Source organism: Phycisphaerales bacterium, assembly GCA_020852515.1.
GTDB lineage: Bacteria > Planctomycetota > Phycisphaerae > Phycisphaerales > UBA5793 > UBA5793.
Window position 1 is genome coordinate 193,152 of the sequence record JADZAS010000030.1, and the last position, 24,936, is coordinate 218,087.

At 66.3% G+C, this 24,936-nt stretch carries 26 protein-coding genes and 1 tRNA gene; 14 read left to right on the forward strand and 13 right to left on the reverse strand.

Annotated elements, in window-relative coordinates:
* Positions 1 to 37: 37 nt before the first annotated feature.
* Positions 38 to 2,068: a hypothetical protein gene (locus tag IT430_18365; protein ID MCC6909904.1), complete on the reverse strand. Its 2,031-nt coding sequence runs from the start codon at positions 2,066 to 2,068 to the stop codon at positions 38 to 40.
* A 177-nt stretch (positions 2,069 to 2,245) separates the two neighbouring features.
* Positions 2,246 to 2,327 (reverse strand) — tRNA-Leu (locus IT430_18370).
* 151 nt (positions 2,328 to 2,478) lie between these two features.
* On the opposite strand from IT430_18370, the gene IT430_18375 reads away from it, so the two are divergent.
* Genes IT430_18375 through IT430_18385 form a run of 3 tightly spaced genes read left to right on the forward strand, consistent with a single transcriptional unit; the run spans position 2,479 to position 5,546 of the window.
* Complete coding sequence (locus IT430_18375) at positions 2,479 to 3,405, forward strand: DoxX family membrane protein (GenBank protein ID MCC6909905.1); 927 nt, start codon at positions 2,479 to 2,481, stop codon at positions 3,403 to 3,405.
* A gap of 27 nt (positions 3,406 to 3,432) precedes the next feature.
* Entirely contained in the window at positions 3,433 to 4,491 is a 1,059-nt protein-coding gene (locus tag IT430_18380) for a hypothetical protein (GenBank protein ID MCC6909906.1), read from the forward strand.
* Positions 4,488 to 5,546: a hypothetical protein gene (locus IT430_18385; GenBank protein MCC6909907.1), complete on the forward strand. Its 1,059-nt coding sequence runs from the start codon at positions 4,488 to 4,490 to the stop codon at positions 5,544 to 5,546. Before IT430_18380 ends, IT430_18385 begins: the two co-directional genes overlap by 4 nt.
* A gap of 108 nt (positions 5,547 to 5,654) precedes the next feature.
* On the opposite strand, the gene IT430_18390 is transcribed toward IT430_18385, so the two are convergent.
* The 5 genes from IT430_18390 to IT430_18410 all read right to left on the reverse strand — a co-directional run bounded on the left by IT430_18390 (position 5,655) and on the right by IT430_18410 (position 9,393).
* A complete protein-coding gene (locus IT430_18390) occupies positions 5,655 to 6,494 on the reverse strand; it encodes an MBL fold metallo-hydrolase (GenBank protein MCC6909908.1) in 840 nt (279 codons plus the stop codon).
* A gap of 30 nt (positions 6,495 to 6,524) precedes the next feature.
* A complete protein-coding gene (iscX, locus tag IT430_18395) occupies positions 6,525 to 6,761 on the reverse strand; it encodes a Fe-S cluster assembly protein IscX (GenBank protein MCC6909909.1) in 237 nt (78 codons plus the stop codon).
* A 59-nt stretch (positions 6,762 to 6,820) separates the two neighbouring features.
* Entirely contained in the window at positions 6,821 to 8,533 is a 1,713-nt protein-coding gene (locus tag IT430_18400) for a hypothetical protein (GenBank protein ID MCC6909910.1), read from the reverse strand.
* A 68-nt stretch (positions 8,534 to 8,601) separates the two neighbouring features.
* The gene (locus tag IT430_18405) at positions 8,602 to 8,820 is read right to left on the reverse strand and encodes an FG-GAP repeat protein (GenBank protein MCC6909911.1); all 219 of its coding nucleotides are present in this window, start codon (positions 8,818 to 8,820) and stop codon (positions 8,602 to 8,604) included.
* Between the two features lie 165 nt (positions 8,821 to 8,985).
* Positions 8,986 to 9,393, reverse strand: a complete 408-nt coding sequence (locus tag IT430_18410) for a 2Fe-2S iron-sulfur cluster binding domain-containing protein (GenBank protein ID MCC6909912.1) — start codon at positions 9,391 to 9,393, stop codon at positions 8,986 to 8,988.
* Positions 9,394 to 9,509: 116 nt separating this feature from the next.
* Between IT430_18410 and IT430_18415 the strand changes: the two genes are divergently transcribed.
* Positions 9,510 to 10,286 (forward strand): glycosyltransferase family 2 protein, encoded by a 777-nt coding sequence (locus IT430_18415; protein MCC6909913.1) that lies wholly within the window; start codon positions 9,510 to 9,512, stop codon positions 10,284 to 10,286.
* Between the two features lie 5 nt (positions 10,287 to 10,291).
* On the opposite strand, the gene IT430_18420 is transcribed toward IT430_18415, so the two are convergent.
* Positions 10,292 to 10,690, reverse strand: a complete 399-nt coding sequence (locus IT430_18420; GenBank protein MCC6909914.1) for a DUF4870 domain-containing protein — start codon at positions 10,688 to 10,690, stop codon at positions 10,292 to 10,294.
* 93 nt (positions 10,691 to 10,783) lie between these two features.
* Between IT430_18420 and gmk the strand changes: the two genes are divergently transcribed.
* The 3 genes from gmk (at position 10,784) to IT430_18435 (ending at position 12,586) form a co-directional block, all read left to right on the forward strand.
* On the forward strand, positions 10,784 to 11,395 hold the full coding sequence (gene gmk, locus IT430_18425; GenBank protein ID MCC6909915.1) for a guanylate kinase: 612 nt from the start codon (positions 10,784 to 10,786) through the stop codon (positions 11,393 to 11,395).
* Between the two features lie 56 nt (positions 11,396 to 11,451).
* Positions 11,452 to 11,769, forward strand: a complete 318-nt coding sequence (locus IT430_18430; GenBank protein ID MCC6909916.1) for a DUF1559 domain-containing protein — start codon at positions 11,452 to 11,454, stop codon at positions 11,767 to 11,769.
* A gap of 73 nt (positions 11,770 to 11,842) precedes the next feature.
* Positions 11,843 to 12,586 (forward strand): DUF1559 domain-containing protein, encoded by a 744-nt coding sequence (locus tag IT430_18435; GenBank protein ID MCC6909917.1) that lies wholly within the window; start codon positions 11,843 to 11,845, stop codon positions 12,584 to 12,586.
* A gap of 139 nt (positions 12,587 to 12,725) precedes the next feature.
* Here IT430_18435 and sdhA read toward each other — a convergent pair whose 3' ends face one another.
* The 3 genes from sdhA to IT430_18450 form a co-directional block, all read right to left on the reverse strand.
* Entirely contained in the window at positions 12,726 to 14,612 is a 1,887-nt protein-coding gene (sdhA, locus tag IT430_18440) for a succinate dehydrogenase flavoprotein subunit (GenBank protein MCC6909918.1), read from the reverse strand.
* Between the two features lie 56 nt (positions 14,613 to 14,668).
* Positions 14,669 to 15,469: a hypothetical protein gene (locus IT430_18445; GenBank protein ID MCC6909919.1), complete on the reverse strand. Its 801-nt coding sequence runs from the start codon at positions 15,467 to 15,469 to the stop codon at positions 14,669 to 14,671.
* Between the two features lie 131 nt (positions 15,470 to 15,600).
* Complete coding sequence (locus IT430_18450; protein ID MCC6909920.1) at positions 15,601 to 16,026, reverse strand: DUF1844 domain-containing protein; 426 nt, start codon at positions 16,024 to 16,026, stop codon at positions 15,601 to 15,603.
* Positions 16,027 to 16,194: 168 nt separating this feature from the next.
* Here IT430_18450 and IT430_18455 point away from each other — a divergent pair, with 168 nt between their 5' ends.
* The 3 genes from IT430_18455 to IT430_18465 are packed head-to-tail and all read left to right on the forward strand — an operon-like array spanning position 16,195 to position 18,830.
* Positions 16,195 to 17,493, forward strand: a complete 1,299-nt coding sequence (locus tag IT430_18455; GenBank protein MCC6909921.1) for a hypothetical protein — start codon at positions 16,195 to 16,197, stop codon at positions 17,491 to 17,493.
* Entirely contained in the window at positions 17,493 to 17,918 is a 426-nt protein-coding gene (locus IT430_18460; GenBank protein ID MCC6909922.1) for a YraN family protein, read from the forward strand. Before IT430_18455 ends, IT430_18460 begins: the two co-directional genes overlap by 1 nt.
* Positions 17,919 to 17,969: 51 nt before the next feature.
* Positions 17,970 to 18,830, forward strand: coding sequence for a sulfotransferase domain-containing protein (locus IT430_18465; GenBank protein MCC6909923.1), 861 nt, complete (start codon positions 17,970 to 17,972; stop codon positions 18,828 to 18,830).
* Positions 18,831 to 18,870: 40 nt separating this feature from the next.
* Here the strand turns inward: IT430_18465 and IT430_18470 are convergent, their stop codons facing one another.
* Positions 18,871 to 19,806: a sulfotransferase gene (locus IT430_18470; GenBank protein ID MCC6909924.1), complete on the reverse strand. Its 936-nt coding sequence runs from the start codon at positions 19,804 to 19,806 to the stop codon at positions 18,871 to 18,873.
* Positions 19,807 to 19,864: 58 nt separating this feature from the next.
* Here IT430_18470 and IT430_18475 point away from each other — a divergent pair, with 58 nt between their 5' ends.
* Positions 19,865 to 20,863 carry a glycosyltransferase gene (locus IT430_18475; GenBank protein ID MCC6909925.1) on the forward strand — a complete coding sequence of 333 codons (999 nt, stop codon included), beginning with the start codon at positions 19,865 to 19,867 and terminating at the stop codon, positions 20,861 to 20,863.
* A 65-nt stretch (positions 20,864 to 20,928) separates the two neighbouring features.
* On the opposite strand, the gene IT430_18480 is transcribed toward IT430_18475, so the two are convergent.
* Complete coding sequence (locus tag IT430_18480; protein ID MCC6909926.1) at positions 20,929 to 22,155, reverse strand: glycosyltransferase; 1,227 nt, start codon at positions 22,153 to 22,155, stop codon at positions 20,929 to 20,931.
* A gap of 53 nt (positions 22,156 to 22,208) precedes the next feature.
* On the opposite strand from IT430_18480, the gene IT430_18485 reads away from it, so the two are divergent.
* The 3 genes from IT430_18485 to IT430_18495 all read left to right on the forward strand — a co-directional run bounded on the left by IT430_18485 (position 22,209) and on the right by IT430_18495 (position 24,862).
* Positions 22,209 to 23,030 carry an NAD(P)H-hydrate epimerase gene (locus tag IT430_18485; GenBank protein MCC6909927.1) on the forward strand — a complete coding sequence of 274 codons (822 nt, stop codon included), beginning with the start codon at positions 22,209 to 22,211 and terminating at the stop codon, positions 23,028 to 23,030.
* A gap of 89 nt (positions 23,031 to 23,119) precedes the next feature.
* A complete protein-coding gene (locus IT430_18490; protein ID MCC6909928.1) occupies positions 23,120 to 24,238 on the forward strand; it encodes a trypsin-like peptidase domain-containing protein in 1,119 nt (372 codons plus the stop codon).
* Positions 24,239 to 24,241: 3 nt separating this feature from the next.
* Positions 24,242 to 24,862: a DNA-3-methyladenine glycosylase gene (locus tag IT430_18495; protein MCC6909929.1), complete on the forward strand. Its 621-nt coding sequence runs from the start codon at positions 24,242 to 24,244 to the stop codon at positions 24,860 to 24,862.
* The last annotated feature ends 74 nt before the right edge of the window (positions 24,863 to 24,936 follow it).

The following is a 24,936-nucleotide window of genomic DNA, read 5'->3' on the forward strand; positions in this document are numbered from 1 at the left end:
AATGGCTCCCGTCAGCAGACGAGGGTGATGGTGGAAGTCAGTTGCCCGGACCGGCGAGCGTGACGCTCGTTTCCGACGAGCCGTACTTGGCGCTGAAGAGCGTGATGGTGATCGTCGAACCATCTTCAGCGCGAATGAGCCAGCGGAAGTCGTTGCGCCCGCCGCTGCCTGCGACGGACCAGATCTTGTTAATACGCTGACCCGACACAACCTGATCCTCGGGCACATCGACGCGGACCACAAAGGGCAGAGCCCTGCGGTTGCGGACCGCCATGCGCGTGCCGGCCGGGAGGAAGCCGTCGTTGACGAGCGCGGCTTTCACTTCGTACAAGCCCGAAGCGAGCCTCGTCACTTCCGGCGTGGTGAGCGAAACCTCGGGCATCTTGCCGAGCAGATCGAGGATGAAGTCCGCCTGCTTGCCGGCGAGGGCGTCGAGTTCTTCAGCCGGAGGATCGACGCGGAAGTAGGGCACGAAGCCGCCGATCTGCACGCGCCCGAGTTGGGGATGCTCGAAGTCGGTCCACTCGACAAAGCCTTCACCGTTGCGCTTTTCGGTGCTGTACTCGAGCCAGCCCTTGTCGCCCTCGGTGTTGCGACCGCCGTTGCGCGAGCCGCGGTTGCCGCCGGCCGGCGGAGCGCCGCCGCCGGGCTGGAAGCCGCCGCCGCCGCCGCGCCGCATCCCGCCCCGCCCGCCTCCGCCGCCCGGCGGAGGCTGCGCTGCGCCTTCGCCCGTCGGGCGGGCGCTGCCGGTGGCGATCATCTGACGGAAGAACGCGATGCGATCGGGCGGCATCTCGCGCAGTTGCTCGATGGTGACCTGCATGCCGCGCGCGTTGGCGGCTTCGAGGATGTCGCTGAAATCGTCTTCCTTCGGCTCGGCCGCACCGCCGCCTCCGCCCTCATTGCCCTCGGCCTTGTCTCCCTCGCCTTCGCCTTCCTTGGGCGCCTCGCTGGGCCGGCTCCACACCGGCGTGGCGAACGACGGAATGCCGTACTGCGCGTACGCCCACGCGTGGAACGAGCCATCGACCGGCGGGCTGCTCACGTTCTGCAGACCCGCAATCTTCTTATACGACTCTCCAATGGCGCGATACACGGGAACGTCGGCGCCGTCGATGTTGACCGGCGCGCCGCCGTTGATCGACCCCTGCCCGTTGGGCGTGTTGTTCAGGTTGTCGTGCCGGCCGTAAGTCAGCGCGATGGCGATGTTCTGGTGCGACAGCGCGTAGCGCAGCAGCGACAGCGACTCGGGCTCGGAGACCGGGTAGCGGCCCACGCCGTCGTCGTGCTCACGCCAGTCGTGCATGTAGTTGCGGTTGAGATCGACTCCGCCCTCGGCGTCTTCGTTGTAGTTGCCGTCGCCGTCGTCATCGGCGCCCTCGATGAGCATGTAGAACTCGGCCCGCTGGCCCTTCTCGGCGTCGGGCGCGATGTCGAGGCGCGGCTCATCGGGATCAGCCGTGCGATTGGCCTTCTCGGGGTCATAGACGCGCATCATGGTGATGAGGCCGTCGCCGTTGAGATCGTTTGGCCCGTCTTCATCTTCCTGCATGTCGCGGTCGGCGTCATCGGGCCGGCGGTTGCGGTTGATCTCCTGCTTCACCTGGGCAAAGTAGAGTTCGGCGGCATCAGGATTGACGCGCGGCACGACGTAGAGCGTGTAGCGGGCGAGCAGTTGGGCCGCAGGAGACTCGCCGTCTTCGCCGGCCCGCCGGATCAGTTCGCGCACGGCCCGCAGCGCCACTTCGCTGCCCACGAGATGATCGCCGTCGATGTTGGCGGCCAGAAGCAGCGCCGGGCGTTTGTCGGCCTCGACGGATCCGGGCAGCGCAACGCGCAGGGCCCAGAGGTGGCGCATCTCGAGACTCTCGCCAATCGAGGTGAGCTGGAGCGCCTGCGGGTGTTCGGCCGCGAGGGCCTTGAGCGCCGCGGTGAACTCGTCGTAACTGCGATAGGACGCACTCGGCGAAGCATCCTGGGCCAGCGCGGGCCGGCCGGTGGAGACGCCGGGAGCGAGCAGCGCCAGACCGGCGCACAATGCAGCAGCGAGCGGAAAGCGATGAACCACTCCGAACCTCCTCGCCTGGCGCCGCCGCGGGCGCAGCGCGTGCGAACGGGAAATGATGAACCCAACCAACCGGGCAGCCAACGGCGAGACTACCGCCCCCGCCAGCCGAAGTTGCAGCGTAGCGGCGGGCGCGGCGGTCGTCAAAGGCGGCGCAGAGACCAGTGCAAGCGAACCAAGTGCGGGCGAGAGGACTCGAACCTCCACGTCTTGCGACACCAGAACCTAAATCTGGCGCGTCTGCCAATTTCGCCACGCCCGCATGAGGCCGGCGGCGATGCCCAACAAGTGTACCCGGGGCCGCTGCGGCCGGTGCCCATGCGGCCGGGCGCGGCGGGCCGTATCATTGCTTTCCGCCCCCGATCGGCCCTGTGCGACGCCGTCGCGCAGCGAGTTTGAAGGAGTTCACCCCTATGCGACATCGCGACGCCATCGCGCTGCACACCTGCCCGCTGCTGCTGCGCATCGGCCTGGCCGCCACCTTCCTGTGGTTCGGCATCCCCAAGTTCGAGACAATCACGTTTACGGGAGACAATGCGGCAACGCTGGTCAATCTCGGCATCGGCCGCGCCAAGGTCGTCGGCGGCAGCGCCGCCAGGCAGCCCGATTCAGCGCGGGAACAGGCGCCGGCAGATCAGAACGACGCCGCCGAACCGGCAGCCAATGAGCCGCCTGATTCAGAGCCGCCCGACTCAGCACAGCCAGACTCAGAGCAGCCGCCCGCCAATGAGCCGGACGAGGGAGCGGGCCAACCCGCTGCAGAGTCGGATCAACCGGCTGGAGAGTCGGATCAACCCGACGAGGGCAACGTCGCCGAGCCCGAATCCGAACAGCGCACCGAACCCTCCGCCGATGCCCCGGCGCAGCCTGGGACTGACGAAGAAGCCAAGGCCATTGAGGAATCGGAGCCGCTCGTCGCCGAGCCGGGCGTGCAGTACGAAGTGGACGCCAAGACCGCTGAACACATTACGATCATGCTGAGCCGGGCCGGTCATCCTTATCCGCGGATCTTCGCGTGGATCGCGGTGTTCACTGAGACCATTGGCGCCGGGCTGCTGCTCATCGGCCTGTTCAGCCGCGTGTGGGGCCTGGGGCTCGCCGTGGCGATGAGCTATGCCTTCGCGCTGGCGACACTACCAGCGATCCAGAACGCGATGGGGCCGGGGTCCGGCGGCCTGGTGGCGTTCCTCCAGGCGCTGCGGTCGCTCGACCCATCGGCGCAGAGCGGCGCTTTCTTCCAATTAATGCTTTTCCTTGCCGCGTGGTGCATCTTCATTGGTGGGCCGGGCGCTTCGAGTCTTGATTACCTGTTGTTCCGATCGCGCCACACCCCTGATTGATTCCAGCGAACGGCCCTGCGCATGAGCATGAGCCCTGCACCACCCCGCCGCAATGGACCGAGCGTCGAATCGCTCAGCGAAGTGGTGCGCGAGGGTCGGCCCGCCGAGGCCGAGCCGAGCGTCGCGCAGCGTGTGGTGCCGTGGGTTGCTTCCTTCGCCGCGCACGCGGGCATGGTCGTGCTCGGCCTGCTCATTCCCTGGACGACGGCGAAGCTGCTCGCCGACAAGGCCGCGCCGCCGGCCGTCGTGGCCGAGTTCAACGATCTCACCTTCCAGCCGCTTACCACGATCAGCCCCGATGAGTCGGTCAGCGAGAACATGGTCTTCGAGGAGCGGGCCCCGCTCGATCGGAGCAAGTCGGAAGTGCTCGAGGCCAATCGGGTGGACCCGGCTTCGCTCATCGGGCCCAGCGGCAGCGAGGAAGCGCTGGCGGGCTTCGCGCCTAAGGCCGGCAGCAACGACGTGACCTTCGGCGGTCTGCGCGGCAGCAACGCGCGCAACATCGTCTACGTCGTCGATGCGTCCGGCTCGATGATCGCGTACCTACCCATCCTCATCGACGAACTCGTGCGCAGCATCGACAAGCTCAACGAGTCGCAGAACTTTCGCGTCATCTTCTTCCAGCGCAACGAGGCCGTGCTCGTGCCCGGGCCGCACGACCCCAAGGACATCGCGACCAAGCGCCGGCGCGGCACGGTCAAACTCCTGCCCGCGACCAACGAGAACAAGCTCTTCGTCTTCGACTGGATGAATCTCGATAACCGCAACATCCGCGCCACCAGCCAGTCCAACCCCATCGCAGCCATCGAACTGGCGCTGCGCGACATGAATCCCCCACCGGACGTCGTGTTCATTCTGAGCACCGACATCACCGGCCTGGGCGAGTTCGAAGTCGATCAGGGCGAACTGCTCCGGATGATTGAGCGGCTCAATCACAACGCGAGCGGACAGTTGCGCAGCGTCATCAAAGCCATCCAGTTTGTCTACGAAGATCCACTGGGCACGCTCAAGCGCATCGCCGCCGACAACGGCGGGCCGGATGGCTATCGCTTCCTGAGCCGCGAGGAACTGGGGCTCGATCGATGACTATCCATCGCCTCTGCACCATCACATTGATGCTCACTGCTGTCGCGTCGTCGGCGCGCGGCGATGAGATCCTGCTCGGCCGCATCCCGATCTCGGGTGTGGAAGTGCGCGGCGTGACGGAGTGCGAGGTGCACTACACCATGGCCGGACGCCTCTCCACCCGGCCCATCGACCGCGTCATCCTCCACCTCGACGCCATGCCCGCGCTCCAAAAGGCAGAAACCGCCGCGGCCGAGGGGCGACTCGACGAAGCCATGAATCATTTCGACGAGGCGTACGCGCAGGCGAGCGAGCCGTGGCACAAGACGTGGGTCCACTACCGCCGCACGCGCCTGCTCGACGCCGCCGGGCGCTACACGCCCGCGTGCCAGGCGTGGGCAACGCTGCTGCTCACCAGCGTCGACGCCTGCTGGCTCGACGCGATGCCCGCGAGCCGGCCCGATCGACCCGACGCGGCGACGCGCGATGCGGCCCTCGTGCAACTGCGCAAAGCGCTCGAGCAGGCCCAGCCGGATTCTGTCGCGGCGGAGATGCTCGACGAAACCGTGCGAATCATCTCCAATCTCGAAACATCTGAGCGCTACCAGACAGGCGAAGCGCCCGAGGAGGTTCAGGCTCCGGCCGAGCCGGACGCCGCGCAGCCGATCGAGCGGCCCGCGCCGCCGGCGGGCAGCGGCGACGTCGCCGACGAGATTGACGGTCTCATCGAAGCCGGCCGCACGCGCGAAGCGCGCCGTCAGATCGAGCAGTGGGTCGCCGACACGAAGTCTTACCCACTGGACCGCCTGCTCTACCAGTACGGCCAGGTGCTGGCGGCATCAAGCCCGCGCGATGCGGCGGTGCGCTTCATGCAGTGCGCGATTCTTTTCGCCGGCAGTTCCTCTGCGCCGCCGAGCCTGTTCGAGGCGGCCCGCCTGTACGCCGGCCCGCTCGATGATGCCGCCACGGCCCGCCGCCTGCTCGAGCGCGCCCGCGCCGCCGCCGACCCCGACCACCACGCCGCCCTGCTCGAGCAGATTGACATCGCGCTGGCCGAACTCAACTCACGCCGGTGAGGGTGGCGCCAGTCACTCCCGCGCAGACTTTGCGATGAACCGAGCCCCGACCGTGAGGGAGGGTCTTCGTCAACTGCGGACGGGGGGTACGACGCTGAACGCGCCGCTTCACGCCAGCGAACCCACCTGCAGGCCGTCGTAACTCAAACGAATCGAGTCCGGCAGGCGGGCGTCGAGATCGCCGTGCATGATGTCGTGGGTCATGTGCACGAGATACGTCTGCTGCGCCGCGATGCGCTGGGCCGTCTCGATCGCCTGGTCCACGGTGAAGTGCGTCGGATGATGCCGGTAGCGCAGCGCATCGAGAAAAAGTGTCTTGAGCCCGTCGAGCGCCGGCCAGGTTTCGGGCGGGATCGCCGACACATCCGTGCAATACGCCAGCGGCAGCGGGTCGTCAGCCGGCGCGGCCAGCCCCGCCTCGCGGTCGATGCGAAAGCCCACGATCGGCAGCCGGCCGTGCATGAGCCGCAGCGGCGTGAAGCGCAGGCCGTGCAGGTCGATCGCCCGGCTCGGCCCGATGAGGTGCGGAATGAGCGTGGCGACAAAGCTCGCGTTCACGTTTTTGTGCGAGTCGAAGATGTGCGCGTAGACGCGCCTGAGGTTGTCGAGCGTGTGCTCTTCGGCGTAGATGTCGATGGGCGCATCCATCACCGCGTTGAAGCGGCGCACTTCGTCGAGGCCGAAGGAGTGATCGACGTGGTGGTGCGTGAAGAGGATGCCGTCGCACCGCTGCAGCCGGTGCCGCAGCGCCTGGAAGCGCAGGTCCGGCGAGGCGTCGATGAGCACGACGCGCTGCTGCCCGCGCGAGTCAACGTACTCGATGCACGCTCCGCTGCGCGTGCGCTGGTCGCGCGGGTCGCTGGACGTACAGACCTCGCAATCGCAGCCGATGACCGGCACGCCCGCAGACGTGCCCGAGCCGAGAATCGTGAATCGAACCGGAAGCATCAGCGGGATGGTATGGCGTCATCGCGGCGATCAGTCGCCGTCGTCACCGGCGCCGGCTTCGCCACGCAACTCGATCCAGTTCGCCTGGATCGTCTCGAGGATGCGCTCGTTGCACGGGTGGCCCGCCTGCTCGCGGAAGTTGGGCAGGGCTTCGACCAGCGCCCGGAGCCGGGGAAAGCCGAGGCGCAACGGATCGACCTCCGGATGCGCCTCATCCAGTTCCTCGGCGATCTCTTCGACATCGAGCCAGTGCAGTGTGTCGTCCATGTCCTTGGCCAATGCTAGGACTTTGCCGCCCCGGCGATCCTCACCCTCAGGCCCTAGGGCTATTCAATGCGCACGACGTTGCTCGTCGCGCAGCGGGTGATGTCGACGAGTTGGAGATAGCCGCCGCAGACGCTGCGGGGGACGGTGCGCTTGATGCGGCCGGCGCCGAACTGGCCGGCCGAGCCGGTGTGGGCGACCTGCAGACCGAGTTGGCCGAGTTCCAGCGCCGTGCCTGAACATGGGTTGCCGTTGGGGATGACGAAGTTGCCGGTGCGCTTGGCGTAGAGCAGCGCGATGCGGGCCCGCTGGTCGGACGTGGCCTGGAACCAGCGCACTTCGATCTCGCCGCCGGGTCCGCTGAAGCAGTCGGGAACCTTCTGCAAGGTAAGCACCGGCGGCGGACAGTTGCCGGGCTGTCCGGGGTTGAGGTCGAAGGAGTAGACAGCGCCGACTGAATCCTCTTGTGATCCGCCGGGGCAGTGCGTGCCGGACGCACCGACCATCGCCAATCCCGCCGATTCGCCGTTGCCGAGAGTGATATCCCAGCCATACGCGTCCCCGACATCAACGTCCTGCCCATACAGGCGCTGCGATGGCACCCACAGGCCGTTGGAATCGCGGACAAGGACAAACGCGGAGCCTGAGTAAAGTCCATACGTGGTGTCGTTCGGCCCGCCGACTGCCAGCGTCGAAGCGCCGACCTTCTGAAGATCAACCGACCAGCCGAACTGTTGAACATTCGGATTCGGATAAGGCGCCTCGATTCGCTGTTCGAGGGTCCACTCTCCGGACAGGTCTCTGACGTAGGAAAACGCGGCTCCCGGCCCGAGATCCAGGCCGAAACCGCCGTCATTGGCGCGGCCCACGATGACGCGATGCGTGAGGTTCGGATCATCATTCACGGCACCGACCGAAAGCGACCAGCCGAAGAGATCCTGTTCGTATGGATCGGGCGCCTGGAACTGCGCCTCGACCACCCACTCATCGGTGGAGGGCTCGAAGCGATAGAAGAACACGGTGCCGGGCGCGATGTGGCGCACGTAGTTGTAGACCGGCTCGCCGACCGCAAGCACGGTCACGCCGGCGCTCTCCACCGCATCCACGGATCGTCCGAAGGCGCCGTCCGGGTGCGGACCATCGGGCGACGTGAGAACGTGTCGCTGCTGCCACGTCCCGTTGCCGTCACGCTCGTAGATGTACGTCTGTCCTGGAAGTTCCAGGGACTCGGAACCCGGAGCGCCGACAATCAGAAACGTCCGGCCGTCGTACGTGGCCCAGGAGACATCGGTGCCGAACCAGCCGTAGGGGATAACTGGATCAGGGAGAATCTCCTGCTCAAGTTCCCAGACGCCCTGTGGATTCAAAGTGAACACGTGCCCCATGCCCGATCGCGGCTCGGAAGTGCTCCTACTCTGACTCCCGACTGCGAGTTGCCAGACGTTCAAATGCGCATCGTACAAGAACTCAACGGCGCGACCAAACGAGTCCGATCGCTGGAGCCCGGGAGGGATGATATGGGCCTCAAACTGCCACTCACCGCTTTGTGAATCGAGCACATAAGTCGTGACGCGCCCACCAGCCGAGTTGTACCGGCCGACGGCCAATCGATCGTTGAGAGCCGAAATCGCTCGGAAGAACGTCGACTCGTTGCAGGCCGGCATGAGGCGCTGTTTCTGCTCCGCCGGACAGAAGTTCTGCGCAAGTACGCTGTCGTGCACCACGCACAACACGGTGCAGGCAGTCGCGCCGATGAGGTTGAGACATGGATGCATTGGTGTCACTTCCGTTTGGGCAGCCGCTTGTACTCACTTGCGGGCAACCGACGGACGATAAGGAGGGTTCAGGAACACGCAGACGCGACGACGTTTGTGTTTGTCTCGCCCGCAAACAGACTGCTCGCAATGACGATGTCCGTCGTGCCGTCGCCGTTGATGTCCCCGCCTGAGGCCGGCGACTGGCCAAACTTGTCCTCGGCTTGCTCGCCGCCGGCAAAAAGATACACCGTGCCGTGTCGACACGCCGCAGCGTTACCCTCAGACTGCCGCCAACACCAATTCACGCCACAGCATGCCCTGAATCAGGGGAGATGTCAAGGCAAATCCCGTCATTTATCGGCAACTGGTTTGGTCGTGCGGCCCGCTGCGGGGCATGCGGGGCCGGGGGGCGATACCCTGCGGCGCCAACTCAATCCCTGCCGGCGGACATCAGCCGGCGTCGCACTGCCTCAGTGCGGCACTTCCTTGATCGCATTGCGGTTCCAGGCGGGGACGCGGACCTGGATCTCGCCCTTGCTGAGGATTTCGCACTGGCAGCTCAGCCGGCTGTTGCGCTGCAGCGCGGGGGCTTCTTCGACGCGGTCCTCTTCGGCCTCGGTCGCTTCGCTCAGGTGCTCCATGCCCTTTTCGACGTAGACGTGGCAGGTCGAGCAGGCACACACGCCGCCGCACGAGTGCTCGATGTTGATGCCTGCGTCGAGCGCGACTTCGAGCAGGCTCTCGCCGATGCCGCCCTTGACGACCCATTCCTTCTGGCCGGCGTGCTCGGGTGTGACGAGTTCGGCCGGGTTCTCGAGGATGAACCGGATGGGGATCTCCTTGGGGCCGTGTTCGTGATCATCGCGCTTCAGGTGCATGCTCAGCGGTCCTCGGTGCTCGACTGGCGTTGCCAAAATGGATGTTAGGCGGCGGGAATCGAGCCGCGCCCTCAGCCGCGATCCTCTGCGGCTCTCACCCTATGCTCATGATCCTCATGGCCCAATGGCAAGGCGACCAGATCGAACTGACCGTCATCGCGCCCGCGCACAACGAAGAGGACAACGTCGGGCCGCTGATTGCCGAGATCGACGCCGCGCTCGCCGCCCTGGCCGGCCGCTTTGAGGTCATCATCGTCGATGACGGCTCAACCGACCGCACGCACGAGCGGCTCGTGGCGCTCATGCCCGAACGCCCGTGGATGAGGCTGCTGCGCATGGCCGACACGCCCGCGGGCCGGGGGCACGGGCAATCGGCGGCGTTTCACGCGGGTTTCCGCGCGGCTCGCGGCGAACTCATCGCCCTGCTCGATGCCGACCTGCAGAACGACCCGGCCGACCTGCTGCGCATCCTCGAAGTCATGCGGCAGACGGGAGCCGACATGGTCCAGGGCGACCGCTCGGCCAATCGGCGCGACACCGCCGGGCGACGCGTGGCCAGTTGGGTTGGCCGGTCGATCCGACGCACCCTGCTCGCCGACACCATCCGCGACACGGGCTGCTCGCTGCGCGTCGTGCGGCGCGAGGTGGCGCTGGCTATTCCGCTTGAGTTCTGCGGCATGCACCGCTTCATCCCCGTGACGGCGCGGCACCTGGGCTACACCGTCATCGAAGTGCCCGTGACGCATCGGCCACGCACCGCGGGCCAGGCGAAGTACGGCGTATTCAACCGCGCGATCCCGGGCCTGCTCGACTGCCTCGCCGTGCGCTGGATGTACCGCCGGCGCCGCCCGACGCGCGCGCATGAGATCCAGCCGCGATCGCCGCAGGATTGATTCGATCAGGAGAGGAAGCGGATGGTGATCGGGTAGCGGACGTACTCGCCGCGATTGGCGCGCACCGCCATGACGATCGAGAACACGACCTGCACGATCACGACCACCGGCAACAGCACCACGCCGATGCAGACAAAGCAGAGCACGCCGGCGACCAATCCCCACACCACCATCGAGATCTGGAAGTTGAGCGCCTCGCGGCCGTGGTCATCGAGAAACGGCGACTGGCTCTTCTTGATGAGCCAGAGGACCAGCGGAGCGATGATCGACGCCATGGGAATGAGGTAGCCGGCCAGGCCTGAGAGATGAATGAACGTCGCCCAGAGGCGGTCGTCGTCGGTCGCGTTGGGCTCGACGACGCGGATGCGATCGCTCGAACCGGCACTCATCTCACTGGCGTTCATGGCGGCGTCCATCGAAGTGCTCTCCCGCCCTTGATTGGGCGGTGGGCGCGGCGGATTTCACTGACCGCGCGGCGCATTCTACGCTTGTGCCTCATGACACTGGGTGGAGACAAGCAGGCGGGCAACGGAGCAGGGCTGCTGCTGGTCATCTCCGGCCCCTCGGGCGTGGGCAAGACCACCATCACCCGGCAGGTCGTGCAGTGCATGAACGCGGTGTTCAGTGTCTCAGCCACGACGCGCCCGCCGACGAGCGCCGATGTGCCCGGGCGGGACTACCTCTTCGTCGATCGGGCCGAGTTCGACCGGATGATCGCCGCCGGGGAACTGCTCGAGCACGCAACGGTCTTTGGGAAATACTGTTACGGCACGCCCCGCCGGCCTGTCGAGCAGGCCCTGGCCCAGGGGCGGGTGGTTCTGCTGGAGATTGATGTGCAGGGGGCGCTGCAGATCCGGCGGAACCTGCCGGAGGCTCTGCTTATCTTCCTGCTGCCGCCCGACGACCAGACCCTGCTGGAGCGGCTGAAAAAGCGGGCCCGGGAGGGGGTGGATGAGATCAACCGCCGCTTCGCCGAGGCCAAGAAGGAGATCGCCCTGGCCCGCGATTCCGGAGCATACGACCTGTTTTTCGTCAATGAACGGGTCGAGAAATGCGTGGAAGAAGTGTGCAATGCGGCAAGAAAGCGCTTGCAGCGAGGCGATGACTAGGGTACATTCTGTAGATATCGCCGGGGGCACGGCGGCCCGTCGGGAGATCTCCTGTTATGACCCAACGTCAATTCGCCCGCAAAGGCGGCTTCACGCTCATTGAGTTGCTCGTCGTGATTTCGATCATCGCGCTGCTCATCGGGCTGCTGCTGCCGGCCCTGTCCAAGGCCCGCGAGGTGGCGCGCTCGACGCAGTGCCTCAACAACCTGCGCTCGATCGGCTTTGGCCTGCACTCGTACATGAACGACGCCAACAAGATTCCGCGCGAAGCCAACGGCGGCGAGGACCCTCGGTGGGACATTGCCTGGCCGCTCGCGTTCCGCCGGTACTTTTCGCAGATCAAGGACGACCGTGGACCTCGAGAGTTGGGATGACCGAGTGTACTTCGGCTCGCAGAGATAGCGTATCTGCGCCTGTCGGCCGCTCTTACAGAAAACGAACGCACCCATGAATCGAAACCAATCCGACCGAAGCGCCTTCACGCTCATCGAACTGCTCGTGGTGATCTCGATCATCGCGCTGCTCATCGGCCTGCTGCTGCCGGCCCTGTCCAAGGCGCGCGAGCTGTCGCGCACAGCGCAGTGCCTCAACAACCTGCGCTCGATCGGTTTTGGCCTGCACGCCTACATGACCGAGAAGGACCTTATCCCGCGCGCCAATCACGGCACGAATCACCCGCTGGACATCTCGTGGCCGATCGCCTTTCGCGACTACTTCACGCAGATCAAGAACGATCACTTCGACTCGGTTCCGGTGTATCGATGTCCGAGCCACCCCAACCAGAAGCACCGCGTGCAGTACCTCTCCAACGGCCTGAACTTCATCGCCAAGGGGCGCATCTCGCAGAACCCGGTGCAGCGCGCCTGCAAGATCAACGGCTTTCTCACGCCCAGTGATACCCTTTACATGGCCGATTACACCGACGATCCGGATGACATTCTGTATCGCAATAACTATCCCAACGGGCAGAACACGCCCGAGAGCTTCTTCTCGATCTACTACGACGCCTGGCAGGAGTCGAACATCAACGGCGAGCCGAACAACCCGCTCAGCGGCCAGCGCCTCGAGCCGCTGCGGCACAAGTCAGGCAGCAACGCGCTGTTCGTGGACGGCCACGCCGCCACGCTCATCGAAGAGAATATGGAAGACATCAACTCCTGGGACGACCGCATCTACATCGACGGGCGCTGAGGCGGCCCTGGCCCAAGAGCCAAACTTAAACTTTGTATCACTCCGCGATCTCTGCGGTGAAGTTGCATTCGGCGGGCGCCGTGGCCACGCGCGGATTCAGATGTGAAGCGCCAGCGCGCACCGCGCCTGACCTCGCCGATCACACGCTCGCCGCGACCTTCTCCTTCACCGGCGGCTTCTTCTCGTCTCCCTCGACCTTGCCGTACGTCCGGGCCCGCGGTTTGACGAGCGGCATGTTGACCTCTTCGTAGCGAATCGTCGGGCGGCCCGAGGAAGCGTCCCACTGGGCCACCGTCGTCTTGAGGAACTTTGCGTCGTCGCGGTCCGGGTAGTCGGTGCGGTAGTGTGCGCCGCGGCTTTCCTTGCGCATGATCCCGCCGAGCAGGATCACCTCGGCGAGTTTGAGCATGTCGCCCGTGGCTCGCGCGAAACTGAGGTTCTGATTCGTCCACAGGCCGTGGTCGCTCAGGCTGATGCGCGTGTAGCGGTCCTGCAGCTCGTGGAGCTTGTTCATCGCCTGCTGCATGCGCTGCTCGGTCTTGACCACCGTCGAGGCGGCCGTCATCTCGACGCCCATCTCGCGCGCGATCTCGTAGGGGTTTTCGTTGCCGCTGGCGTCGATGAGGTTCTGCATTTTGCGCGTCTCGGCGTCCACGGCCGCGTCGAACACACCCGTCTCCATGTCCGCCGCCGCCGTCGGCAGGCCGCGCACGCGCTCGGCGATGCCCTTGCCGGCAAACAGGCCGTCAAACGTGCACGAGAGCAGCGCGTTGGCGCCCAAGCGCGTGGCGCCGTGGTACTGGTAGTTCACCTCGCCCAGCGCGTAGAGGCCTTCAATGTTGGTCATCATCGTGTTGGGCGCGCCGAAGACCATGCCCTTGCCATCGCTGTTGGCGGTGTATGTCGCCCACATGCCGCCCATGGTGTAGTGCACGGCGGGGAAGATCTTCATGGGCAGTTCGCACGGATCGTCGCCGGCGAACTTGCGGTAGATCTCGAGGATGCCGCCGAGCTTGCCTTCGAGATACTCGCGCGGCTTGTGGGTGAGGTCGAGATAGACCATGTTCCCGCCGCCCACGCCGAGGCCGTGGTTGACGCAGATGTCAAAGATCTCGCGCGTAGCGATGTCGCGCGGCACGAGATTGCCGTACTTGGGGTACTTCTCTTCGAGGAAGTAGAGGCGCTCTTTCTCGGGAATCTGGCGCGGATCGCGAGTGTCGCCGGCCTTGCGCGGCACCCAGATGCGCCCGCCCTCGCCGCGCGCCGATTCGGACATGAGCCGGCACTTGTCCGCGCCGGGGATAGCCGTGGGATGCACCTGGATGAACTCGCCGTTGGCGTACCACGCCCCGGCCTGGTAGCAGCGGCTTGCCGCGCCGCCGGTGCAGACGATGGAATTGGTGGACTGGCCGAAGATCAGCCCGTTGCCGCCGGTGCACATGACGACCGCGTCGCCGCGGAACGCGCGGATCTGCATCGTGCGCATGTCCTGGGCCACGCAGCCGACGCACACGCCGTCGTCATCGAGAATGGGCCAGAGGAATTCCCAGAACTCGTACTTGGTCACCTTGCCCTCGGCTTCGGCGCGGCGGGTCTGCTCGTCGAGCGCGTAGAGCAGTTGCTGGCCGGTCGTGGCGCCGGCAAAGAAGGTGCGCTTGAACAGCGAACCGCCGAACAGCCGCAGGTCGCGATTGCCCTCCGACGTGCGGTTGAAGGGCACGCCCATGCGGTCGAAGAGATCGATGATGCGCGGCGCCCAGTGGGTCATTTCATAGACGGGCGGCTGGTGGGCGAGGAAGTCCCCGCCGTAGAGCGTCTCATCCATGTGGATCCACTCGGTGAAGCCCTGCTGGCGCGCGACTTCGTTGCAGGCGTTGATGCCGCCCTGGGCGCAGACCGAGTGGGACCGTTTGACGGGGACCATCGAGATGAGATCGACGGCGATGTCTTCTTCCGCGAGTTTGATGGCTGCGGCCAGTCCGGCCAGCCCGCCGCCTACGACGATGACGCGCTTCTTGGGAATCATGCTCGGTCAGTCCTCGAATCGAAGTCGTGCGGTCGCCAGCGCCGCGGGGGTGCAGTTCAGTGGCCAGGGTTCGCCTCGGGCGGAATGCTCGTGGGCGGGGGCGCGGCGTGCCCTTGGAGCATGGCGGTCTCAATTGCGCGGGCTTTGTCCACGTCCAGCGTCGCAAAACCGACCACGGCCGCCACGGTCGCCCCCGCCAGCAGGAACCCGACCACGGCACACACGTAGCCCCAGCGCCGCTGCGATTCGACGCTGATCGTCAGGCCCCAGGTGATGGCGGCCGTCCACAGCCCGTTGGCGAAGTGGTAGACCAGCGCCAGCACGCACACGAGATAGAACACTGGCATGAGCAGTCCGCCGCCGCTGGTCTGGAAGTGCACCGCGGTGGTCGAGGCGGCATGTTCGGCGTCGAAGGCGGGCATCAGCCCGCCGTATGTCCAGCCGAAGCGCAACGACGTGACGTGCATGATGATGAAGACGACGCCGATGTAGCCGCTGAGGCGCTGCAGCGAGTAGCGCCAGTTGTCCTGGTAGTTGTACGCCTTGACGTTTCCCTTGCCCGTGGTCGCGTAGTAGATGCCCAGCAGCGCGTGGAACGCGATGGTGACGAACAGCACGAACCATTCCATGAGCTGGAGCGCGGGCAGGTTGTGAATCCAGTTCACCTCGTGGACGAACACCTCGACGCCCGCGTCGCCGTGCACCTTTGGCGCGAAGATGCGTCCCCACATGATCGATGAGTTGGTGACGAGGTGAAAGATGAGGAAGGCGCCGATGGGGACGATCCCGCTGAGCGAGTGGAGGCGGCGGAGCAGGAAGTAGTGCCGATCCATGAAGCCTTGGGAGGGTTCAGACACGGAATCGCCTTTCCAGCCAGGAGACACAGGGCTCAAGTCCTCGTCAGCCGGTCGAGCGGCTGATCGAGGGCGGCATTATATCGCCGCGCCGCGGGTATCCGGAAGCAGGGTGAAAACCCCGATGCGAGTTCTCAAGGTTGGATGCCGCCGCCACCCGCGCCGCCGCCCGAGATGGCCTGGGCGATGCGCACGTACTGCATGCGGAGTTCATACAGGACCGCCGCGAGCTGCTTGGACTCGTCTTCGTTGAGGTTCCCCTTGGTTTTGGCTTCGAGCACGCCGATAAGGTCGATCTGGTGCCGGGCCGCGTCGAGATCGACCATCGGCCGGTTGGTCTGCGGATCGACGTAGCCGCCCATGTAGAGCAGCGCCTGGGTGGCCATCATGCCAACCAGCGTGTCCCAGTTGGCCGGGGGCAACTGGCCCGGCCCCGCCTCGCCGCCGCCTGCGCTCGCTTTTTCCTGTTCGAGACTGGAGAGGCGCTCCTTTTCCGCCTGGGCCTGGCTTTTCCAGTCGCTGTCAATCTGGATTCTGGGCGTCTCGCCTTGATCTGCCATTTGATCACGTTCCTTGCGTGGTTTTGCTGATAGAAGTGGAGTGCAAAGGGCAGTATAGGCCCGCGCGCGGCTCACCCCGGCTCAGGGCAAGACCCCGGCTCCCATCGGGCGCAGCGGCAGCGAGCCGCGCGTACCATGTTCACTCCGGATTCCCGGGAGTTTCACGACATGACTCAAAAACCAATCCGCGGTGGTTCCCTGCCCGCTCGCGCCGCAGTGCTGGCGCTCCTGCTGGCTGCCGTGCCCGCCGGGTGCATCTCGCATTCCACAGGGCTGATGGATGAGCCGCCGCGGCCCAAAGCCAAAGTGACGCTCACCGCCAGCCAGTTCCACGATCCGCAGGCGGTCGCCACGCACGCCGGGCCGGCGCCCGCCACCACTGGCCAATCAAACGGCGCCCCGACCGGACCAAACGGCGCCCAGCCCGTCGGAGCGGAAGCGACGCCCGCCGGTACTGCGCCCGGCAATGCCGCGGCAGATCCGAATCACCAGTCTGACACCGTACCCGCCGTCGTCAGCCATGCGGGTCTGGTCGGGCAGGTGAACGGCCGGCCGATCTACGTTTCCGAATTCTTCGCACCGATCGAAAACGAACTGCGCATCCTCGGCCGAGACAAGACGCGCGAGGAATTCATCATCGGCGCGTACGACGTCATCCAGCGCCGGCTCGCCGAACTGATCAAGAACGAACTCATCTACGCCGAAGCCCAATCGGCCTTGACGGAAAACGAAAGAGTCGGCCTCACCTATTTTCTTCAGCAACTCGAAGGCGACCTGACGCGTGACAACGGCCGTGGGGCGGCTGACCGGCGCTTCCGCGAGCAGAAGGGCCTGGGCGTCGATGAAATCATCGAACTCGAACGCCGCCGGCAACTCATCCGCTATAAGGTCCAGTCGGAGATCGAGAAACGCGTCATCATCTCCTGGCGCGATGTGCAGCGCTACTACCGCGACCACCAGGCCGAGTTCAATCCGCCGGCTTCGATCCAACTGCGCCTGCTTGCCGTGGCCGCCGATGACGCGGCGCTGCGGGCCGAGATCGAGAAATCGCTCGCCGACGGCTACCTCTTCAGTTCGCTCGCCGAGCAGTACAGCACCATCCTCGCCAGCCGCGGCGGCCTCATGGAGCCGACCCTGCTCAGCAGCGGTCTGGCCGACACGGCCCTGACCGCCTGGCCGCAGGTTGATGCGATCGCCCGCACGCTGCAAACGGGCGAATACGGCGGGCCCGTCGTCGGCGGCGGACGCGCCATCTGGGTCTACGTCGAGAATCACTCCGACGGCGCCGGCCGCTCGCTCTACGACGTGCAACTCGAAATCCAGAAGAAGCTCTACGACGAGCGCTACCGCGAGGAGGAGAGGAAGTATCTCGCAGACCTCTTCGCGCGCGGCAACATGGACGATTTCGACAACATGGCCATCCTCCTGCTCGACATCGCCATGCAGCGCTGGGCCGCGCCGGAGTAATGGCGCTCGGCTCATGGCTCGCTGGGCGCTGGCGCTCGCTACGTCTTCGGGGCCGCCTCGATCCGCGCCATGACCTCGGCCGGCGCGGCGAAGACCTCGCCGCCGCTCACCTTGCATCGCTGGGCCTGCGCTGCATCGAACGCAACGTCCGCCTCGGCGCCGGCGAGATCGATCTCATCTGCGAAGCGGCCGACCGCACGGTCGTATTCGTCGAGGTCAAGACGCGCACGGGCGATGTCTATCGAGGCGAACTCGCCATCAACCGCGACAAGCGCCGCCGGCTGATCCGGCTCGCTCAGATGATCGCGCGAAAGCGGCGCTGGCTCGACCGGCGGCTGCGCATCGACGTGGTCGTCATTGTCTGGCGGGACCAGGGCGAGCCGATCATCCGCCACCACCCCGGCGCGGTTACGCTGGATGGCTAGGGCGGCTTTGCCGAAGTGCCGCGCCGCCGCGCCGCGCTATCCTGAAAGCGCATGCAGGCCACCGAAGATGTGAACCAGGATCCCGCAGTGTCCGGACACGCGATTCCCGACCGCCAGCCCTGGTACCGCGGCAAGCCGCTGCGGCGGCTGCAGGGCCTTGTCGGCGCCGTCGTGCACGACCACCCCCACCGCAACCTCTTCATCACCGCCATGCCCAAGTCCGGCAGCACCTGGCTGGCCCGCATGGTTGCATCCATCCCGGGTTACCGCGAGTGGGCCCCGCCGTACATCACCGAAACCGACCACACGCTGCGGCCCGAGTCGCTCCGGCAGCCGCCGGTGGGCTACACGGTCACCAAACTGCACAGCCGGCCGACGCCCGAGCACCTCGCGCTGCTCAACGGGCTGCAGCGACCCTACGTCATTCTCTTCCGCGACCTGCGCGATGCGGCAGTGAGCGGCTATTTCTTCCTGCGCGGCGTGTACGGGCACGAGTCAGCCGCGGCGTATCGCGGCCTGGACGTGGAGGAAGGCATATCGCGGTGGATGGATGAAAAACTCGCCGATCGCGTGCAGTGGATCGACGGCTGGCTCGCTGGTCGGGATGTCAAGTGGGGGCTTGTCATGCGCTACGAAGACCTGCTGCGCGACCCGCTCGAAGGTTTCCAGGGCATCTGCGACCACTTCGAAGTGAACCTCTCCACAGCGCAGTTGCGCCGGATCGTGCAGCGCCATTCATTCCAGCGCGCCACCGGCCGTGCGCCCGGCCAGGCCGATGACCAGTCATTCAACCGCAAGGGCATTGCCGGCGACTGGGTGAACCACTTCACGCCGGCGCTCAAAGAGAAATTCAAATCGATTGCCGGCGACGCCCTCGTGCGCTTCGGCTACGAAAAGCGCAGCGACTGGTAAGCGCAGCGCGCCGCCGCTTGCGGTTTCGCGACGAATCGCTTCACCCTCCCAGATTCCGCCGCGTCTTGCGCACCGCGTGGCTCGCCGCATCCACCGTCATCCAGAGCGGATGATGCCGCCGCCAGCCCGACACCGGCTGGTAGCCGAGTCTCACCATCATCGGCCCGGCGAGGCGCTCGACCAGCGCGATCTGCCGCGGCGAAAGTTGCCCGCGGTATCGCCCGATCGAGGCGCCGCTGAGCGGCTGCTGCGTGCCGCCTTTCCACGCCGCCTCGCGCTCGTGGAACCCCCTCGAGCCGCGCTCGTGGAAGCGCAGCATCTCGGGCTCAAACGATTCGCCGAGAAACGCGCACACGCGCCGCAACTGCTCCTCCGGCTGCTCGACCAGCGTCTCGAATCGCACGCCGGTGTATGACGCGGCGGGCAGTTCAGCACTGAGCCGCAGATGCTCATCGAGGATCTTGCGCCAGTTGCGCGCCTGGTCGCGCACGGATCCGGTGGTCCATTCCATGCCGCGCATGGAGGCGACCACATCGCGCGGGTCGCGGTAGATGTGGATGATCTTGCCCTGCGGAAACACCTCGAGAATGCGCCGCACGCACCTGCAGTGCAGCGGGCTCTTCTCGCCGATGCGCGCTTTGCCGCTTCGCGATCGCCATGCGCTGAGGATGCTCAGAAACAGCGCCCGCGCGCTGCGATCGCCCGCGCGCATCGTCGACTCGACTTCGGCCCGCTCCAGGCCCAGGTCCAGCCAGTCCTGCGAGGCGAAATAGTCGCCCAGCCAGGCGTCGAAGCGGTCGGCGGGCAGCGGGTCGCCGCCGAACTGGGCCGGGTCGTGCCGCTGGAAAAACTTGGTCTCGGGCGGGATTCCCAGCCGCGAATGGCTCGTGAGCATCGCCTGCAGCAGCGTCGTCCCGCTGCGGCCGGTGCCGACGATGAAAAACGGCTCGCTTTCCCACTGGCCCGCGTGCGACATGGATGTCATTATAGATGGGAGCACCTTCGCCTCATCGGCTCCCGCCGGCCCACCGTCCATGCCCAACATTGAACATGCCGAGTCTCCGACGATCACGGCGCACCCCGACGGGGCGCTGCTCGCCGTGGTGCCGGCCTACAACGCGCAGGAGTTCGTGGCCAACGCCATCGGCTGCCTGCTGGCCGATGCGTGCATCAAGACCATCATCGTCGTCAACGACGGCTCGACCGACGCGACGCGCGATTGCATCGAGCAGTGCCGCGCCGAGTTGCCCGACCCGGGGCGCGTGATCCTGATCGACCAGCCCAACGCCGGCGTCTCCGCCGCGCGCAATCGCGGCATCGAGCAAGCGCTGCAACTCGACGTCGGCAGGCAGGTTGTCTTTCTCGACGCCGATGACACGTGGTTTGCACATTCCGGTTCGGTCGTGCACGAACGCTTCGCGGCCTGCCCGGAGGCGGCGCTGCTGGTCGCGGCGCGAATGGAGATCTATCCCGGGACGCACAAGGCGGCCCGGTGCAACGCGCCCCATTCCCCGTGGACCAACGCCCCGATGACCGATCGCGCCATCGTCTTTGAACCGGTCGCGTTCTTTGGCGCATCGGGCCTGTGCGTGGCCCGCCGCGTGCTCGAAGCAGGCGTGCGCTTCGATCGCGAATTCCAGGTCGGCGAGGACCGCGACTTCGCCTGCCGGGCCCTCGAACACGGGCCGCTGCTCGTTTCGGCGGATCCGCTTTTGACGGTGCGCCTCTTCGAAACCGCCCAGCGGCGCAACCTGACGGGCGCTGCGAACATGGAGCGATGGCTCAGCGATCATCTGCGTCTCGTGCAGAAGCACCGCGATGTGCCCGGCGCCGATGATCGCCTGCGCCGACAGACGGACTGGCTCCTCAACCACGCGCTGCGCCTCTCGGTGCGCCACGGCATGGAACTCGTGGGTGAGCAGATGTGGAGCCGGTACGCGGCGCTCTATCGCGAGATGGGCTGGCGTCGGCCGTGGAAGGTCATCCGCCGCCGCATCCTCCCGGCATCCGTGATGCGCCTGTTCGACCGGTGAGTTAATCCGCGCGCAGGCCGCCGCAGTACCAAGCGGCTCACCAAAAAGGCGCCCAGTACTTTTTTTTACTCGGGCTGGTCTTCGATGCGGTAGGTCAGCGACGCCCATTCGATGGTGCGGCCTTTTCTCAGGTCGGCCGCGGCGTCGGCGAAGATCCGCGCCACGTGCATGCACCCCAGCGGGAAGCGCCAGATGCTCATCCGCGGCGCGCCCTGCATGCCATACGCCCTGACCAGCGCCGCCACCTGTACTGCCGCCGCAGCCAGCGAAAGCCCCACCAGGCTCCACGCGAGCGGCGGGTTGCTGCGCATCAGCGCCATACCCAGCCCGAGTGCCGCCGCCTGAACCACCGGACCCGCCGCCAGGGTCCGCAGCCGCCAGACGTGCCCCTGCAGCCGGGCCGCGTTGCGATTGGCCGCCTCGACGAAGATGCGCGTCCACCCGCGCTCGAACTCCTCGGGCGTCTCGTACATGCGCACGGTGAAGAGTTCCTCCGCCAGCACCAGCCCCATTCGATGCCCCTTGAAGTCCAGCCGGCGAGCAAAGCGCAGGTCCTCGAGAATGGCGTCGCGAATGTGTTCGTGCGTGCCGATCGACTCGTAGACCGAGGCGCGAAAGAGCATGAACTGTCCGTTGGCGAACGGCCGCCTGCCGGGGCGGTCGTTGCGATTGGCCCGGTGGATCGGAAACATCTTCATGAGCGACATCGCCGCGACGGGCTGGTGCGTGAGTTCGAAGTCGCGCGAGCAGGTCAGGGTTCCGAGCAGGCTGAGGAAGTCGAGGCGATGCTCGGTGGCGACGCCCATCGCCGCGCGAATGAGGTCCGGATGGAACGTCGTATCCGCATCGGCGAAGAGCAGCCACTGCCCGCGCGCCGCCTTGGCGCCCGTCCACGAGGCGTGGCACTTGCCCGACCAGCCCGCCGGACACTGGCTGATTTCCACCAACCGCACCGCGCCGGCCGACTCCTGAGTGTGGCGCTTGACGATCGCCGCAGTGCCGTCCGTGCACCGGTCGGCGGCGATGATGATTTCCAGCGCTGGATACCGGCTCGCGCGCAAGGTCTGCAGCGCGTGCTCGATGAACTGCTCTTCGTTGTGCGCCGGGATGACCACGCTCACCAGCGGCCAGCCGCCTTCGGGCACGCTCGCCTTCAGACCCGCCCGCACGCGCGGCATGGCTGTGTTGGCCAGGTGGATGATCCACATCGCCATCGACCAGTAAGCCGCCAGCCCCATGCACGCGATCGCCAGAATCCAGCCAAGGGTGATCGTGACGGCGTTCGAGGGCATGGGCTGCTTTGCTCGGGACAGTTCGGCGGGAATCCTGACGTTATCATCATCGTATGAGCCCGTCTCGATCAGAGAGCGACAGCCAGGGTTCGCGCGACCAGCCGCACGAAGAGCTCTACCTCTTCACCGTCGAGGCTATTCGCCAACTCGACCGCCTCGCCGTGGAGCACTACGGCCTGACGGGCGCGGTGCTCATGGAGAACGCGGCTCGGAGCGTAGCCGTCGAGGTGATGCGGCTGCTGCCTCCGCCTGCGGCCGGGCGGCGCGTGCTCATCTGTTGCGGCCCGGGCAACAACGGGGGCGACGGGCTGGCCCTGGCGCGACACCTGCACAATGAACACGTAAGTGCCGAGATCCTGCTCGCCTTCGATCGCGCCGCGACGAAACTTTCCGAAGAAGCGGCGATGAACCTGCGCGTCTGCGAGCGCATGGAACTGCCGATGACCCATGCGGCGACCAGCGATGCCGTGGACCAGTTCACCGCCTCGGTTGCCGCGCCCGATCTGATCGTCGATGCCCTGCTGGGCACGGGAGCCCGCTCGGCGCCGCGTCCGCCGCTCGATCGGCTCATCGATTGGATAAATGATTCGCCCGCGCCGGTGCTGAGCATCGACGTGCCCAGCGGGCTGGACGCGCAGAGCGGCTGCGCCGCCGCGGCGTGCGTGCAGGCGGATGTGACGGTCGCGCTGGTGGGCGTGAAATCGGGCTTTCTCGAACTTGACGCCCAGTCCTGGATCGGCGAGATTGTCATCGGCGACATCGGCTGCCCTCGCGAGCTTTGCGAGCGGCTGGGGCAGCGGCTGCACGCCGAGCCATATGAAGCCGATGAGCCGCACCGGCCGCGCCGAACCTCGCACCGGCCGCGCAGCCGGTGAACTCCAGCGGGTGAATGGGAAACCGCCGCGGCCCGGCCGCGAATAATCAGATGCTCCCGGCGGCGCCCGGCGGCCAGAGAGGACCAGCAGTGGCAGAGAACAAGCGGAGCGGCGTGTCCAACGGCCTGCTGGCGGTGATGCTCTTTGTTATGGCCGGCTACATCGCCATCGACAAGGTGTGGCCGACCATCCGCGCGATGAACGCCAGACCGCGCGAGATCACGCCGCGCGGCGACCTCGCCGACGCCGAAAAGACCACCATCGACATCTTCAACGCCGCTTCGCCCTCGGTCGTGTTCATCACTAACGCCCAGCTCGCCCGCGACCGCATCACGCGCGACGTGATGTCGGTCCCGGCCGGCAGCGGCTCGGGGGTGATCTGGGATGACCTCGGCCACGTGCTGACCAACCTCCACGTCGTGGCCGGCGCCGATCAGCTCATCGTGACCCTCCCCGACCAGACGTCCTGGCAGGCCGACCTCGTGGGATGGTCAGAGCGCTACGACCTGGCCGTATTGCAGATGTCGGCGCCGGCGTCGTCGCTGCGGCCTATTCCCATCGGCGAGTCGGCCAACCTGCAGGTCGGGCAGACGGTCTTCGCCATCGGCAACCCGTTCGGCCTCGACCAGACGCTGACGACGGGCATCATCAGCGCTCTGCACCGCGAGATTCCCGGCGAGAACGGCCGCGAGCTCCAAGACATGATCCAGACCGACGCCGCCATCAACCCCGGCAACTCCGGCGGGCCGCTGCTCGATTCGGCGGGCCGGCTCATCGGCGTCAACACCGCCATCTTCAGCCCGACGCGCACCAACCTGGGCATCGGCTTTGCCACGCCTGTGGATGTCATCAACGAAGTCGTGCCTCAACTCATCGCGCACGGCCGGGAGATCAAGCCTTACCTCGGCGTCTATCTCGATGAATACGTTTCGGCGCGCCTGGGCATCGAGGGAGTGATGATCGTCACCGTACTGCCCGAATCGCCGGCCGACAAGGCCGGGCTGCAGCCGGCGCGGATCGTGCAGGGGCGGCTGGATCCGGGCGACATCATTCTCGCCATCGACGGCACGGCCACGCCCAACCGGCGCGCGCTCGAGGCCATCATCGACCGCCATGATGTCGGCGATCGCATCGAACTCACCATCAATCGCGACGGCCGCGAGGCGACCATCGAAGTCCTCCTCGAAACGGCTCGACCGGCCCGCTGAGCCATGCCGCGGCAGCACCAACTGCTCCGCGCCGACTTCGCCCGGCGGCAGGCGACGGTCGTGGCGCGCGATCTGCTCGGCCGTTTCATCGTGCGCATCTTCGAAGACGGCACGCGCATCGTTGCGCGCATCGTCGAGACCGAAGCCTACCTCGGCGGGCCCGATCGCGCCAGCCACGCGTGGAACGGCCGCCGCACGGTGCGCAATGAGTCGCTCTATCTGCCCGGCGGGCACTGGTATGTGTACTTCATCTACGGCATGCACTTCTGCCTCAACGTCGTGGCCGGCGAGACGGACACGGGCGGCGCGGCTCTCATCCGCGCCGCGGAAATCGTCGAAGGAGTCGAACTCGCGCAGGCGAATCGCGGCCTCAAGGGACCGCCGCGCCCCGCCGATCTCGCCGGCGGCCCGGGCAGACTCTGCAAGGCGCTCAAGATCGACCGCACCTTCGACGGCCGGGCGGTCAACGATGCGCACCTGCATCTGGCAGCCGGCCGCCCGGTGCGCGATGCGGCCGTCGCCACCGGGCCGCGCATCGGTGTGGCCTACGCGGGCGAGGCAGCGCTCTGGCCGCTCCGCTTTGCCATTGCCGGGCATCCGGAGATGTCGCGGCCGCGGCTGTAGAATCCACGGGCTTTCTCCATTTTCGCGCCAGTTCGAGGTCGATTCCCCGGATATGTCATGGAACCGCGCTGCAC

Coding starts and splice junctions, on each gene's coding strand:
- IT430_18435 (MCC6909917.1), top strand. CDS start 11,843: ATGAATCGAAACCAATCCGACCGAAGCGCCTTCACGCTCATCGAACTG.
- IT430_18495 (MCC6909929.1), top strand. CDS start 24,242: ATGCCGCGGCAGCACCAACTGCTCCGCGCCGACTTCGCCCGGCGGCAG.
- IT430_18465 (MCC6909923.1), top strand. CDS start 17,970: ATGCAGGCCACCGAAGATGTGAACCAGGATCCCGCAGTGTCCGGACAC.
- IT430_18485 (MCC6909927.1), top strand. CDS start 22,209: ATGAGCCCGTCTCGATCAGAGAGCGACAGCCAGGGTTCGCGCGACCAG.
- IT430_18385 (MCC6909907.1), top strand. CDS start 4,488: ATGACTATCCATCGCCTCTGCACCATCACATTGATGCTCACTGCTGTC.
- IT430_18380 (MCC6909906.1), top strand. CDS start 3,433: ATGAGCCCTGCACCACCCCGCCGCAATGGACCGAGCGTCGAATCGCTC.
- IT430_18480 (MCC6909926.1), bottom strand. CDS start 22,155: ATGCCCTCGAACGCCGTCACGATCACCCTTGGCTGGATTCTGGCGATC.
- IT430_18415 (MCC6909913.1), top strand. CDS start 9,510: ATGGCCCAATGGCAAGGCGACCAGATCGAACTGACCGTCATCGCGCCC.
- IT430_18375 (MCC6909905.1), top strand. CDS start 2,479: ATGCGACATCGCGACGCCATCGCGCTGCACACCTGCCCGCTGCTGCTG.
- IT430_18475 (MCC6909925.1), top strand. CDS start 19,865: ATGCCCAACATTGAACATGCCGAGTCTCCGACGATCACGGCGCACCCC.
- IT430_18390 (MCC6909908.1), bottom strand. CDS start 6,494: ATGCTTCCGGTTCGATTCACGATTCTCGGCTCGGGCACGTCTGCGGGC.
- IT430_18420 (MCC6909914.1), bottom strand. CDS start 10,690: ATGAACGCCAGTGAGATGAGTGCCGGTTCGAGCGATCGCATCCGCGTC.
- IT430_18400 (MCC6909910.1), bottom strand. CDS start 8,533: ATGCATCCATGTCTCAACCTCATCGGCGCGACTGCCTGCACCGTGTTG.
- iscX (MCC6909909.1), bottom strand. CDS start 6,761: ATGGACGACACACTGCACTGGCTCGATGTCGAAGAGATCGCCGAGGAA.
- IT430_18460 (MCC6909922.1), top strand. CDS start 17,493: ATGGCGCTCGGCTCATGGCTCGCTGGGCGCTGGCGCTCGCTACGTCTT.
- sdhA (MCC6909918.1), bottom strand. CDS start 14,612: ATGATTCCCAAGAAGCGCGTCATCGTCGTAGGCGGCGGGCTGGCCGGA.
- IT430_18455 (MCC6909921.1), top strand. CDS start 16,195: ATGACTCAAAAACCAATCCGCGGTGGTTCCCTGCCCGCTCGCGCCGCA.
- IT430_18450 (MCC6909920.1), bottom strand. CDS start 16,026: ATGGCAGATCAAGGCGAGACGCCCAGAATCCAGATTGACAGCGACTGG.
- IT430_18430 (MCC6909916.1), top strand. CDS start 11,452: ATGACCCAACGTCAATTCGCCCGCAAAGGCGGCTTCACGCTCATTGAG.
- IT430_18410 (MCC6909912.1), bottom strand. CDS start 9,393: ATGCACCTGAAGCGCGATGATCACGAACACGGCCCCAAGGAGATCCCC.
- gmk (MCC6909915.1), top strand. CDS start 10,784: ATGACACTGGGTGGAGACAAGCAGGCGGGCAACGGAGCAGGGCTGCTG.
- IT430_18470 (MCC6909924.1), bottom strand. CDS start 19,806: ATGTCGCACGCGGGCCAGTGGGAAAGCGAGCCGTTTTTCATCGTCGGC.